This is a genomic window from Aeromonas sp. 82P, assembly GCF_051919365.1.
Taxonomy (GTDB): Bacteria; Pseudomonadota; Gammaproteobacteria; order Enterobacterales; family Aeromonadaceae; genus Aeromonas; species Aeromonas veronii.
The window spans coordinates 3,918,836-3,930,920 of the sequence record NZ_JBQBEV010000001.1 but is presented as its reverse complement, the minus strand read 5'-3'; the positions used below and the strand labels follow the sequence as shown (position 1 = coordinate 3,930,920).

At 59.1% G+C, this 12,085-nt stretch carries 12 protein-coding genes; 9 read left to right on the top strand and 3 right to left on the bottom strand.

Annotated features, from left to right (window positions below):
* Window positions 1-108: 108 nt before the first annotated feature.
* From lepA to cysQ, 7 genes are all read left to right on the top strand, one after another.
* Window positions 109-1,902, top strand: a complete 1,794-nt coding sequence (lepA, locus tag ACTG2S_RS17890) for a translation elongation factor 4 (RefSeq protein ID WP_439983044.1) — start codon at window positions 109-111, stop codon at window positions 1,900-1,902.
* Window positions 1,903-1,905: 3 nt separating this feature from the next.
* Complete coding sequence (gene lepB, locus ACTG2S_RS17885) at window positions 1,906-2,829, top strand: signal peptidase I (RefSeq protein WP_005335395.1); 924 nt, start codon at window positions 1,906-1,908, stop codon at window positions 2,827-2,829.
* Complete coding sequence (gene rnc / locus ACTG2S_RS17880) at window positions 2,830-3,501, top strand: ribonuclease III (RefSeq protein ID WP_005335394.1); 672 nt, start codon at window positions 2,830-2,832, stop codon at window positions 3,499-3,501. It abuts the gene before it with no gap.
* Window positions 3,498-4,397 carry a GTPase Era gene (gene era / locus ACTG2S_RS17875; RefSeq protein ID WP_005335393.1) on the top strand — a complete coding sequence of 300 codons (900 nt, stop codon included), beginning with the start codon at window positions 3,498-3,500 and terminating at the stop codon, window positions 4,395-4,397. Before rnc ends, era begins: the two co-directional genes overlap by 4 nt.
* Window positions 4,398-5,108 (top strand): DNA repair protein RecO, encoded by a 711-nt coding sequence (gene recO, locus ACTG2S_RS17870; RefSeq protein WP_005335391.1) that lies wholly within the window; start codon window positions 4,398-4,400, stop codon window positions 5,106-5,108.
* 84 nt (window positions 5,109-5,192) lie between these two features.
* A complete protein-coding gene (gene pdxJ / locus ACTG2S_RS17865) occupies window positions 5,193-5,930 on the top strand; it encodes a pyridoxine 5'-phosphate synthase (RefSeq protein ID WP_005335389.1) in 738 nt (245 codons plus the stop codon).
* 191 nt (window positions 5,931-6,121) lie between these two features.
* Entirely contained in the window at window positions 6,122-6,889 is a 768-nt protein-coding gene (cysQ, locus tag ACTG2S_RS17860) for a 3'(2'),5'-bisphosphate nucleotidase CysQ (RefSeq protein ID WP_439983042.1), read from the top strand.
* An 80-nt stretch (window positions 6,890-6,969) separates the two neighbouring features.
* Here the strand turns inward: cysQ and ACTG2S_RS17855 are convergent, their stop codons facing one another.
* From ACTG2S_RS17855 to ACTG2S_RS17845, 3 genes are all read right to left on the bottom strand, one after another.
* On the bottom strand, window positions 6,970-7,266 hold the full coding sequence (locus ACTG2S_RS17855) for a YciI family protein (RefSeq protein ID WP_429151226.1): 297 nt from the start codon (window positions 7,264-7,266) through the stop codon (window positions 6,970-6,972).
* 24 nt (window positions 7,267-7,290) lie between these two features.
* A complete protein-coding gene (locus ACTG2S_RS17850; RefSeq protein ID WP_064335576.1) occupies window positions 7,291-7,854 on the bottom strand; it encodes a septation protein A in 564 nt (187 codons plus the stop codon).
* Window positions 7,855-7,944: 90 nt separating this feature from the next.
* Window positions 7,945-9,468: an aminotransferase class V-fold PLP-dependent enzyme gene (locus tag ACTG2S_RS17845; RefSeq protein ID WP_439983040.1), complete on the bottom strand. Its 1,524-nt coding sequence runs from the start codon at window positions 9,466-9,468 to the stop codon at window positions 7,945-7,947.
* 175 nt (window positions 9,469-9,643) lie between these two features.
* On the opposite strand from ACTG2S_RS17845, the gene trhA reads away from it, so the two are divergent.
* Window positions 9,644-10,279 carry a PAQR family membrane homeostasis protein TrhA gene (trhA, locus tag ACTG2S_RS17840; RefSeq protein ID WP_439983038.1) on the top strand — a complete coding sequence of 212 codons (636 nt, stop codon included), beginning with the start codon at window positions 9,644-9,646 and terminating at the stop codon, window positions 10,277-10,279.
* Window positions 10,280-10,406: 127 nt separating this feature from the next.
* A complete protein-coding gene (locus tag ACTG2S_RS17835) occupies window positions 10,407-12,068 on the top strand; it encodes a putative transporter (RefSeq protein ID WP_005335335.1) in 1,662 nt (553 codons plus the stop codon).
* Window positions 12,069-12,085: the final 17 nt, after the last annotated feature.

Sequence of the window (12,085 nt, the reverse complement as noted above, 5' to 3'; positions counted from 1 at the left end):
GCGCTATTTCACTGGCGCTGGCGACTAAAGAATGGCCGTCAGCCGGGTTATCCAGTAAAATCGCGCCTCCATAACTGACCTTAACTAATTTTGAGTGACTCTTGCTCGATGAAACACATTCGTAACTTTTCGATTATTGCGCACATCGACCACGGTAAATCGACCCTGTCGGACCGTCTGATCCAGACTTGCGGTGGCTTGTCCGACCGCGAGATGCAGGCTCAGGTGCTTGACTCCATGGATCTGGAGCGCGAGCGCGGCATTACCATCAAAGCACAGAGTGTGACCCTGAACTACCAGGCACAAGACGGTAACACCTACCAGCTGAACTTTATCGACACCCCGGGCCACGTGGATTTCTCCTACGAGGTCTCCCGCTCTTTGGCGGCCTGTGAAGGGGCGCTGCTGGTGGTGGATGCCGGCCAGGGGGTTGAGGCACAGACTCTGGCCAACTGCTATACCGCCATGGAAATGGATCTGGAAGTGGTGCCGGTGCTGAACAAGATTGACCTGCCGGCCGCAGAACCCGAGCGGGTTGCCGAGGAGATCGAAGACATCGTCGGTATCGACGCGGTCGATGCGGTGTGCTGCTCCGCCAAGACCGGTCTGGGTGTTGACCTGGTGCTGGAAGAGATCGTCGCCAAGATCCCGGCACCGGAAGGTGACCCGGATGCCCCGCTGCAGGCGCTGATCATCGACTCCTGGTTCGACTCCTATCTGGGCGTTGTCTCTTTGGTGCGGATCAAGAACGGTTCCCTGAAGAAGAACGACAAGATCAAGGTGATGAGCACCGGTCAGGTGTGGGGTGTCGATCGTATCGGTATCTTCACGCCCAAGCAGGTGGATACCCAGGGGCTGGGCTGTGGCGAGGTAGGTTGGGTTGTCTGCGGCATCAAGGACATCCACGGCGCGCCGGTGGGCGATACCCTGACTCAGGCCAAGAACGGTGCCGACAAGGCGCTGGCTGGCTTCAAGAAGGTGAAGCCGCAGGTTTATGCAGGTCTGTTCCCCATCTCCAGCGATGACTACGAGTCGTTCCGTGACGCCCTCGACAAGCTCTCCCTGAACGATGCCTCCCTGTTCTTCGAACCAGAGAGCTCCACTGCGCTGGGCTTCGGCTTCCGTTGTGGCTTCCTCGGCATGCTGCACATGGAGATCATTCAGGAGCGTCTGGAGCGTGAATACGATCTGGATCTGATCACCACGGCGCCGACCGTAGTGTACGAGATCGAGCTGACCGACTGCTCCACCATCCATATCGACAGCCCGGCCCAGATGCCCGCCATCACCAGCATCAAGGAGATGCGCGAGCCGATCGCCGAGTGTCATATCCTGCTGCCGCAGGAGTACATGGGCAACGTCATCACCCTCTGTATCGAGAAGCGTGGCGTGCAGACCAACATGGTCTACCACGGCAAGCAGGTGGCGCTGACCTATGAAATCCCGATGGCGGAAGTGGTGCTCGACTTCTTCGACCGTCTGAAATCCACCAGTCGTGGTTACGCCTCGCTGGACTATGGCTTCAAGCGTTTCGAAACCTCCGACATGGTCCGTCTGGATATCATGATCAACGGTGAGCGGGTCGATGCCCTGGCCATCATCACCCACAAGGACAACGCCCAGTATCGCGGTCGTCAGGTGGTGGAGAAGATGCGCGAGCTGATCCCGCGCCAGATGTTCGATATCGCGATTCAGGCGGCCATAGGCAACCAGATCATCGCTCGCAGCACCGTCAAGGCGTTGCGTAAAGACGTAACCGCCAAGTGTTACGGTGGTGACGTGAGTCGTAAGAAAAAACTGCTGAACAAGCAGAAAGAAGGTAAGAAGCGGATGAAGTCCCTCGGCCGTGTCGACGTGCCGCAGGAAGCCTTCCTCGCGATTCTCCACGTCGGAAAGGATTAATTGATGGCAAGCACGTTTTCCCTGATCCTGGTGGTGGTCTGCGCGATCACCGGTGTTATCTGGTGTCTGGACAAGATGATTTGGTCCAAGCAGCGCGCTGCCAAGATTGCCGTGGCTCGTGCCCATGGCGGTGCCCACCTGGATGAGAAGACCCTGGCCAAGGTCGCCCCCGTGCCGGTCTGGATTGAACAGACCGCCGGGGTCTTCCCGGTCATCACCTTTGTGCTGATCCTGCGTTCGTTCATTTTTGAACCGTTCCAGATCCCGTCAGGTTCCATGATGCCCACCCTGCTGGTGGGCGACTTCATCCTGGTGGAAAAATTTGCCTATGGTCTGCGGGACCCGGTGACCAACACCAAGTTCCTCGAGACTGGCGAGCCCAAGCGTGGCGACGTGGTGGTGTTCAAGTATCCCCTTGAACCGCGCGTTGACTACATCAAGCGGGTCGTCGGCATGCCGGGTGATCGGGTCATCTATCGCAACAAGGAGCTGATGATCCGGCCCAAGTGCGAAGAGCAGGAAGGGAAAACGTGCCCGGGCTTCAAGAAGCTAGACGTCAAGTTTGAACAAAGAGGCGAATTTACCCAGATGGGGATCCCCCTTGATCGCTATACCGAGCAGTTGGGTGATGTCTCCCACGAGACCCTGCGCAATCCACTGATGCCTGACATGGTTGGCCGTTACTATCGCCAGCCCGGCACCTACCCCGACGAGTGGGTGGTACCGGAAGGCCAGTATTTCGTGATGGGCGACAACCGCGACAACAGCACCGACAGCCGCTTCTGGGGCTTTGTGCCTGAGCAGAATCTGGTCGGCAAGGCGGTCGCTATCTGGATAAGTTTTGAATTCGAGCGCGAAGAGGGCTCCCTGCTGCCAAGTTGGGTACCGACAGGTGTGCGCTTCAACCGCATTGGCGGAATCAAGTAAATGAATATCAAGATGAACAGACTGCAGTCCCGTCTCGGGCATGTCTTTGCGGATCTGGAACTGCTGACCCGTGCGCTGACTCACCGCAGCGCCGGTTCCCGTCACAATGAACGACTGGAATTTCTGGGTGACTCGATTTTGAGTCTGGTGATTGCCGACGATCTGTTCCACCGCTTCCCGCAAGCGGCGGAAGGGGATCTCAGCCGGATGCGCGCCACCCTGGTGCGCGAGAAGACCCTGGCCGAACTGGGCCGGGAGTTTGACCTTGGTGATCACCTGATCCTGGGCCCCGGCGAACTCAAGAGCGGCGGTTTTCGCCGCGAATCCATTCTGGCCGACACGGTCGAGGCGGTGATCGGTGCCGTCTATCTGGATACCAATCTTGAGACGGTGCGGACACTGCTGCTGAGCTGGTATGCCAGCCGCCTGGAAGAGATCAAGCCGGGCATCGAGCAGAAAGATCCCAAGACCCGTCTGCAAGAAATTTTGCAGGGAAGCCGCAAATCCCTGCCGACCTACACTGTGACTAACGTCAAGGGCGAGGCCCACAACCAGGAGTTCACCGTCCAGTGTGACGTGGAAGGTTTGGATGGTCCCCTCGTCGGGGTCGGTACCAGCCGTCGCAAGGCCGAACAGGCCGCTGCGCAGCAAGCATTGGAAAAACTGTCATGACAGATACCACCTACTGCGGCTTTGTCGCCATCGTGGGCCGCCCGAATGTGGGCAAGTCCACCCTGCTCAACAAGCTGCTTGGCCAGAAGGTCAGCATCACCTCGAAGAAGCCCCAGACCACCCGTCACCGGATTTTGGGGATCGATACCGAGGATAACTACCAGACCATCTATGTCGACACCCCGGGTCTGCACATTGAAGAGAAACGGGCCATCAACCGCCTGATGAACCGTGCCGCCACCAGTTCGCTGGGTGATGTGGCCATGGTGGTGTTCATGGTCGACGGTACCCACTGGACCAAAGACGACGAGATGGTGCTGGGCAAGCTGCGCAATCTCAAGTGCCCGGTGGTGCTGGCGGTCAACAAGATTGACAACGTCAAAGAGAAAGAAGATCTGCTGCCCCACCTCGAGTGGCTGGGACAACAGATGAACTTCGCCCATATTCTGCCCATCAGTGCTGAAAAGGGCACCAACGTGGAGAAGATCCGCGAGTGGGCCAAGGATCTGCTGCCGGAAAACGTCCACTTCTTCCCGGAAGATTACGTGACCGACCGTTCCTCCCGCTTTATGGCCTCCGAAATCATCCGCGAGAAGCTGATGCGCTTTACCGGTGAGGAGCTGCCCTACTCGGTGACGGTGGAGATCGAGCGCTTCAAGGTGGAAGAGAACGGCCTCTATCACATCCACGGCCTCATTCTGGTCGAGCGCGATGGCCAGAAGAAGATGGTCATCGGCAATAAGGGCGAGAAGATCAAGACCATCGGCACCGAGGCGCGCCTCGACATGGAACGTCTGTTCCAGAACAAGGTGCACCTCGAGCTGTGGGTCAAGGTCAAGTCGGGCTGGGCTGATGATGAGCGCGCCCTGCGCAGCCTCGGGTATGGCGACGACTGATTGCTGACCCCGGCTTTCGTCATCCATAGTCGGCCCTATCGGGAGACCAGCCAGCTGGTCGAGGTCTTCACCCAGGATAGTGGCCGATTTACTCTGGTGGCTCGCGGTTCTCGCGGGCCACGCTCCCCTCTCAAGGGGCTGCTGCAACCCTTTACCCTGCTCACCATCGCCTGGCGCGGCAAGGGTGATCTCAAGAACCTCACCCAGGTCGAATGCCCGGATCACTCCCTGCGTCTCGGCGGCGATCGCCTCTTCTACGGCCTCTATCTCAACGAGCTGGTCTACTACCTGCTGGAAGCTCACACCCCGTTCCCCGAAGTATTCGACGCCTATGCTCGTGCCATCATGGCGCTGGCCGATGGCGAGACGCCGGAGCTGCCGCTGCGCCGCTTCGAGTTCCTGCTGTTGCAGGCGCTGGGGTATGCGGTGGATTTCGAATACACGGCGGACGACGAGTCGCCCATCGAGCCGACCCTGCTCTATGGTTTCGAGCGTGAATTGGGCTTTGTTGCTTGCGAGCGGGCGCCGGATCCCCGTACCCTGTTTCTCGGTGCCCACCTGCTCGCTTTTGCCGAGGGACGTTTCGATACCCCTCCCTTGCTGCAGGCGGCCAAACGTTTCAGCCGATTGGCACTGCAACCCTATCTGGGCAAGCGTCAGCTAAAGAGTCGGGAGCTGTTTTTAAAACGCAAAGCCAGTATGCAAGGCTGACACAGATTACAGACATACGGATATTGGCGCGGTGTGATTCGCTGACCGCGCAGTCAACAGATGAAGCCTTTCAAGGAGTTCTCAATGAGTGAAATCTATCTGGGTGTGAACATCGACCATATCGCGACTCTGCGCAACGCCCGTGGCACCCAGTATCCGGATCCGGTACAGGCCGCCTTTGTGGCCGAACAGGCCGGGGCCGATGGCATTACCGTGCATCTGCGAGAAGATCGCCGCCACATCACCGACCGCGATGTGGAGATCCTGCGTCAGACTATCCAGACCAGAATGAATCTGGAAATGGCGGTGACCGAAGAGATGATCGGCATCGCCTGCCGCATCAAGCCCCACTTCGTCTGTCTGGTGCCGGAGAAGCGCACCGAAGTGACCACCGAGGGCGGTCTGGACGTGGCCGGTCAGCTGGACAAGGTGACTGATGCCGTTGCCCGTCTCTCCGCGGTGGGGGCTCAGGTTTCGCTCTTTATCGATGCCGATCCCATCCAGATCGATGCGGCCGCCGAGAGTGGCGCCCCCTTTATCGAGATCCACACCGGCCGTTATGCCGATGCCACCACAGATGCCGAGCGCAATGCCGAGTTCAAGCGCATCGCCGCCGGTGCCTCCTATGCCGCTGGCAAGGGGCTCAAGGTCAATGCCGGCCACGGTCTGCACTACCACAACGTCAAGGCCATCGCCGCCATCCCCGAGCTCTATGAGCTCAATATCGGCCACGCCATCATCGGCCGCGCCGCCTTCGATGGTCTGGCCAAGGCCGTGAGCGATATGCGCCTGCTGATGCAGGAAGCCCGTCAGGGGATCTGATCCGCTGGATAGGTCAGCGGCCTGATACTGGTCGCTAGAAATAACAAGGGACGCCACGGCGTCCTTTGTTATTTCTGGCCCTGTTCAAGCGAGGGCTGCACCCGCACAGTAATAACCCAGCACAATCGGCTATAAGCAGTTGATGTCAAAAGGGTTACACTGGTTGACCCTGTGAGTTGGACGAGATTGTTATGGATCATCCCCTGTACCACCCCGATATCACCGAACTTGAACCTGTCGCCCGCGCGGCGGGGGCGGCCATCATGGCCATCTACAGCCAGCCCTTCGCTGTGGAGTACAAGAGCGACGAGAGTCCGCTGACCGCGGCCGACAAGGGGGCTCATGAGGTGATAGTGCAGGCATTGGCACGGCTGACTCCTGATATCCCTGTGCTGTCGGAGGAGTCGGGGCCCGAGGTGATGGCGGTGCGTCATTGCTGGTCCCGCTACTGGCTGGTGGATCCCCTCGATGGCACCAAGGAGTTTGTTTCCCGCAACGGCGAGTTCACCGTCAATATTGCGTTGATTGAAGAGGGGGTGCCGCGCTGGGGGCTGGTCTATGCCCCTGTGCTGGACAAGCTCTGGTATGGCGGAAAGGGGCTCGGTGCCTGGCGCATCGTCGATGGCAAGCGCGAGCCTATCCAGACCCGGCCTCATCGTGAAGGCGAAGCGTGGCGAGTGGTGGGCAGTCGCAACCACCTGTCGCAGGAGACCCTCGATTTCTTGGCTCCTTTTGGCGAGATCGAGCTGGTCTCGATGGGCAGCTCCCTCAAGTTCTGCATCATTGCCGAGGGGGGCGCCGAGCTCTATCCGCGCCTCGCCCCCACCTGCGAGTGGGATACCGGCGCTGCGCAGGCGGTGCTGGAGGGGGCCGGTGGCAGCGTCACCCAACTCGATGGCTCGTCCCTTGTCTACAATAAGCCCGATATTCTCAACCCCTGGTTTGTCGCCAGGGCGTAAGCCTGATGTCGGGATGCAAAAAGGCCGGACTGGAGTGAACTTCCAGTCCGGCCTTTTTTATTTCGCTATTCGCTTTGCGGTCAGAAGACCTTTTTGAACGGCTTGATGGTCACTTTGGCATAGACGCCAGCTGCCACATAGGGATCGGCATCGGCCCAGGCTTGGGCGTCCGCCTGCGAGGCAAACTCGGCGATGACGGTGCTGCCGGTAAAACCTGCATCTGACGGATCCTCTGCATCGATGGCAGGATTAGGACCGGCAGTCAGCAGGCGACCTTCATCCTGCAGGGCTTGCAGTCGAGCCAGATGGGCAGGGCGAACTTGCTTGCGCAGTGGCAGGCTATCGGGGACATCTTCGGAGTAGATGAGATACCACATGAGACAATCCTTTTCTGATGAGGGTTACTTTTTGGGTTCGTCTTTTTGCTGGGACAACTGCTCGGCAGGGATGTGGCGGTAGAGATAGACGCCACTCAGCAGGGTAAAGACCAGCGTCATTCCCAGCAGGCCGAACACCTTGAAGTTGACCCACATCTCCTGCGGCAGGTTGAAGGCCACATAGAGGTTGAGCAGGCCACAGACGGTAAAGAAGCCGACCCAGCCGAGATTGACTGTGTCCCAGACCTTATCGGGTGCTTGCAGCTCCTTGGCCAGCATCTGTTTGATCAGATTCTTGCCAAAGCCGTAGCGGCTGATGAGCAGACCCAGTGCGAACAGCACGTTGATGACAGTCACTTTCCACTTGATGAAGGTGTCATCGTGGAAGAAGACAGTGAGGCCGCCGAAGAAGCCGACCAGCAGGAAGGTAAAGAGCTGCATCTTCTCGACTTTGCGATAGCGGATCCAGCTATAGGCGAGCTGCAGACCGGTGACCACCACCAGTGCGCCGGTAGCCATGTAGATGTCGTAGAACTTGTAGACCGCGAAGAAAACGATAAGTGGAATAAATTCAATAAATTGCTTCATGTCTGGCGCCTAGTCCTCAAAGATGGCCTGCAAATTTCGCCCAGTCTACCTGCATGGCGGACAACGGCAAATGAATAAGACCGCTCATTTTTACGCCGGTTCCGCGCCGTCGCCAAACAGTTGGCGTGCAATCAAGATCCCCAGTCGCTGCTGGTCGGCCAACAGGTCGCGGATATGGCGCTCTTCAATCAGAGGGTTGAGCAGCACGGCGCGCAGCAGGGTGAGCGGTTGGGCGCCGTAGCGTACCACCGCCCGCTGGGTGCGGGAGACAAAGCTGTGCCCCTCGGCCCGCTGGGCTTTTTGCAGGGCGACGTTGAAGTCGTTGATCTGTGCATTGGCCGCTTCATCCAGCACCTTGCCCTGCAGGTGGGGTGGAATGCAGCGGTAGGAGAGCAGGTTCATCACCGGTGCCGACATCAGCTCGAAGGCGGAGTCACTTTCGATGAGATCTGCCATCAGCCGGGCGCGGTCGTAGTTGGCTTCGATAAGCTCGGCGTAGCCTTGCTGGCCGAACAGCTGGAAAGCGGCATCCAGATAGAGGGCATTGGCCGGGCGGGTGCCCTCCAGCGTAAAGCGGCCCTGATCGAACGAGGTGGCACGAATGGCGTAGGGCGCCTCTCGCTTGACCGCCATCATCAGGTCGTGCTGGCGGCAGAGCAGCATGCCTGTACCAAGCGGCACCAGCAGTTGCTTGTGGCCATCCAGGGTGACTGTGTCGGCCTGCTCTATTCCGGCAAGCAGACCTTGATAGCGGGGAGAGAAGAGGGTCGGGCCGCCCCAGGCGGCATCCACGTGGAAGTGGATCTGCTCGCGCTCGGCGATGGCGGCCAGCTCAGGCAGGGGGTCGATGGAGCCAAAGTCGGTACTGCCTGCAACGCCGACCAATGCCAGTACTTTCAATTTCTGCTCTTTGCACTGGATCAGCGCCTGCTCCAGCGCAGCCAGACTGAGCCGGTTCTGCTCGTCGGTCTCGAGGCGCCAAACGCTGCGGGCGCCCAGCCCCAGCAGATCCATCCCCTTGTCGAAGGAGTAGTGCATCAGGCGGGAGCCCAGAATAACGGCGCCGCGATAGCCCTGCTCATAGAGGGTGAACAGGTTGTCGCCGCAGGCGCGGTTGCGGGCCAGCCACAGTGCCGTGACGTTGGCGATGGTGCCGCCGCTGGTCATGACGCCGAGGGCGGCATCCTTGGCATGCATCTGCTCGCCGTAGAAGGCATCGTCCCTGCCATAGATGAGGCGGTGCAGCTTGGCCAGCACCTCTCGCTCCAGAAAGCTGAGCAGGCGGGAGGACTCCATCTTCATCGGATTCTGGTTGAGCATCACCAGCAGGCGCGACAGCTCGGCGGTATAGGCCGGCAGGGGCGCCGTCATGTGGCCCATGTAGCGTGGCGAGGTGAGGTGCGAGGCGCCGGGCACCAGAGTGGCCAGCCGCGCCAGATACTCCTCGATAGGTTGGCCGACTGCAGGCATGCGGGATTGATCGAGCTGGTGGGTGAACAGGTCGCGCTGATAGGGGGGCTGACTGTCGTCGGAGTGGTGGAAGCTCTCCAGCAGGGTGTTCATCGCCTCGCCAAAGGCGGGATCCGCTTGTGCAAACAGCTCAGTCAACTTCATCAGGTTCTCCAGACCAGGTCACCGGGGTAGGTGTCTATGCCGCTTGTCTCGGGCATCGGCGGCAGAGCATACACCAAAGGTTGGCAGGTGACAGCCACTCCATTTTTTAAGCGAACACTTGTACTCCGAAATGGCGCTGGGTAGAGTGAGCCACAGTTATTGTGGAGTCGATGTTATGAGTGGTGTGATGGATTACTCCCCCCGGGAGGAGCTGGCAAACCGGCTGAGCCACGGTGCGGGATTGTTGCTGGGGATTGTCGGGCTGGTGCTGTTGCTCATCAAGGGATGGGGGCAGGGTACGCAAGCGCTGGTGAGCTACAGCCTTTATGGCGGCAGTCTGGTGCTGCTCTATCTCGCCTCGACCCTCTATCACAGCATGGGGTCAGGGCGGGCCAGACGCTGGTGCAAGGTGTTTGATCACTGCGCCATCTATCTGCTGATTGCCGGCACCTATACCCCCTTCCTGCTGGTTGCACTCGACACGCCGCTGGCGAAGGGCTTGATGGTGGTGATCTGGGCCCTAGCGCTGGCTGGCGTGGTGTTCAAGCTGGTGTTTATCAATCGCTTCAAGAAGTTGTCGCTCTTTACCTACCTGATGCTGGGCTGGCTGTCGCTGGTGGTCATCTACCAGCTCTATATCCATCTGGCCGGTGAGGGGCTGCTGCTGCTCGGGCTTGGCGGCCTTATCTACAGCTTCGGGGTCATCTTCTATGTGGCCAAGCGGATTCCCTATAACCATGCCATCTGGCATCTCTTTGTGCTGGGTGGCAGCGTTTGTCACTTTATGGCCATTTACGGCTACGTCGCCTAACGTCTTACAACTAGCCCTTAATTGGTATTTTTAGCGCGTAAAAGGATAAATTCGTGCGGTATCACACAGTTGGCATCAGCGTTTGCTGACAAGCTAGGGCCAGTTCAATTCGCAAAGGATGCACGAAATGAGTGAAATCGCGCTTTCCATCAGCATGTTGTCGCTGGTGGCAGTGCTAGGACTCTGGCTGGGAAACTGGCGAGTCTATGGCGTTGGGTTAGGAATAGGGGGGGTGCTGTTCGGCGGCATCATTGTGGGTCACTTTGCAGGTGCCTCCGATCTCGCGCTGGATGCACAAACGCTTCACTTTATTCAAGAATTTGGCCTGATCCTGTTTGTCTATACCATCGGCATCCAGGTTGGGCCGGGTTTCTTCTCGTCATTGCGCAGTTCGGGTCTCAAACTCAACGCCTTTGCCGCTTTGCTGGTCATCCTTGGCTGCGTGGTGGCTGCTGGCTTGCATCAATTTTTCGATGTGCCGTTGCCGGTCATTCTGGGGGTCTTCTCCGGTGCCGTCACCAATACGCCATCCCTCGGTGCGGGCCAGCAGATCCTGGCCGAGCTGGGCGCCGCGCCCGGTTCTACCGGTTTGATGGGGATGGGATATGCGGTTGCCTATCCGTTTGGTATCTGTGGCATTTTGCTCACCATGTGGCTGGTCAGGGTCTTCTTTCGCATCAAGATCGACGATGAAGCCGCCCAGTTCGAGCTACAAACCGGTAAAACCAAGGAGAGCTTGCAGACCATCAACATCGCGGTGCGCAACCCCAACATGCACGGCCTGATGCTGAGCGAGATCCCGAGTCTCGACGAGTCTGATGTCATCTGTTCACGGCTCAAACGGGGCGACGAGCTGATGGTGCCACGGCCGGAATCCCGTATCGAACTGGGTGACTTGCTGCACCTGGTGGGTGAGCGTCACGCGCTGCACAAGGTGTTGCTGGTGTTGGGGGAGGAGGTGGAGACCTCGCTCTCGACCCGGGGCACCGATCTGCGCGTCGAGCGAGTAGTGGTGACCAACGAGCAGGTTCTTGGCAAGAAGATCCGCGATCTGGACATCAAACAGCGCTATGACGTGGTGATCTCCCGTCTCAACCGGGCTGGTATCGAACTGGTGCCGACCAGTCAGACCAGCCTGCAGTTTGGTGACATCCTCAACCTGGTTGGCCGTCTCGACGCCATCGAAGCGGTGACCAATGTGGTCGGCAACGTGCAGCAAAAACTGCAACAGGTGCAGATGTTGCCGGTATTTATCGGGATTGGCCTTGGCGTATTGCTCGGCTCCATCCCCTTCTATCTGCCCGGTTTCCCGGCCGCCCTCAAGCTGGGTCTGGCGGGGGGGCCGCTGGTGGTGGCGCTGATCCTGTCGCGGATCGGCAGCATCGGCAAGCTCTACTGGTTCATGCCACCCAGCGCCAACCTGGCGCTGCGGGAGATCGGGATCGTGCTGTTTCTGGCGGTGGTTGGATTCAAGTCCGGTGCCGGCTTCGTCGATACCCTGATCAACGGCGATGGTCCAGCCTGGATGCTCTATGGTATGGCGATCACCCTGATCCCGCTGCTGGTGGTCGGTGTGCTGGCGCGCCTCTACGGCAAGATGAACTATCTGACCCTGTGCGGTTTGCTGGCCGGCTCCATGACTGATCCTCCCGCGCTGGCCTTTGCCAACGCCATGCACCCGACCAGTGGCGCCAGTGCGCTCTCATACGCCACTGTCTACCCGCTGGTGATGTTCCTGCGGATCATCTCGCCACAACTGCTGGCTATCATCCTCTGGGCGGGAGCATAGGGTTAATCCTGACGGGA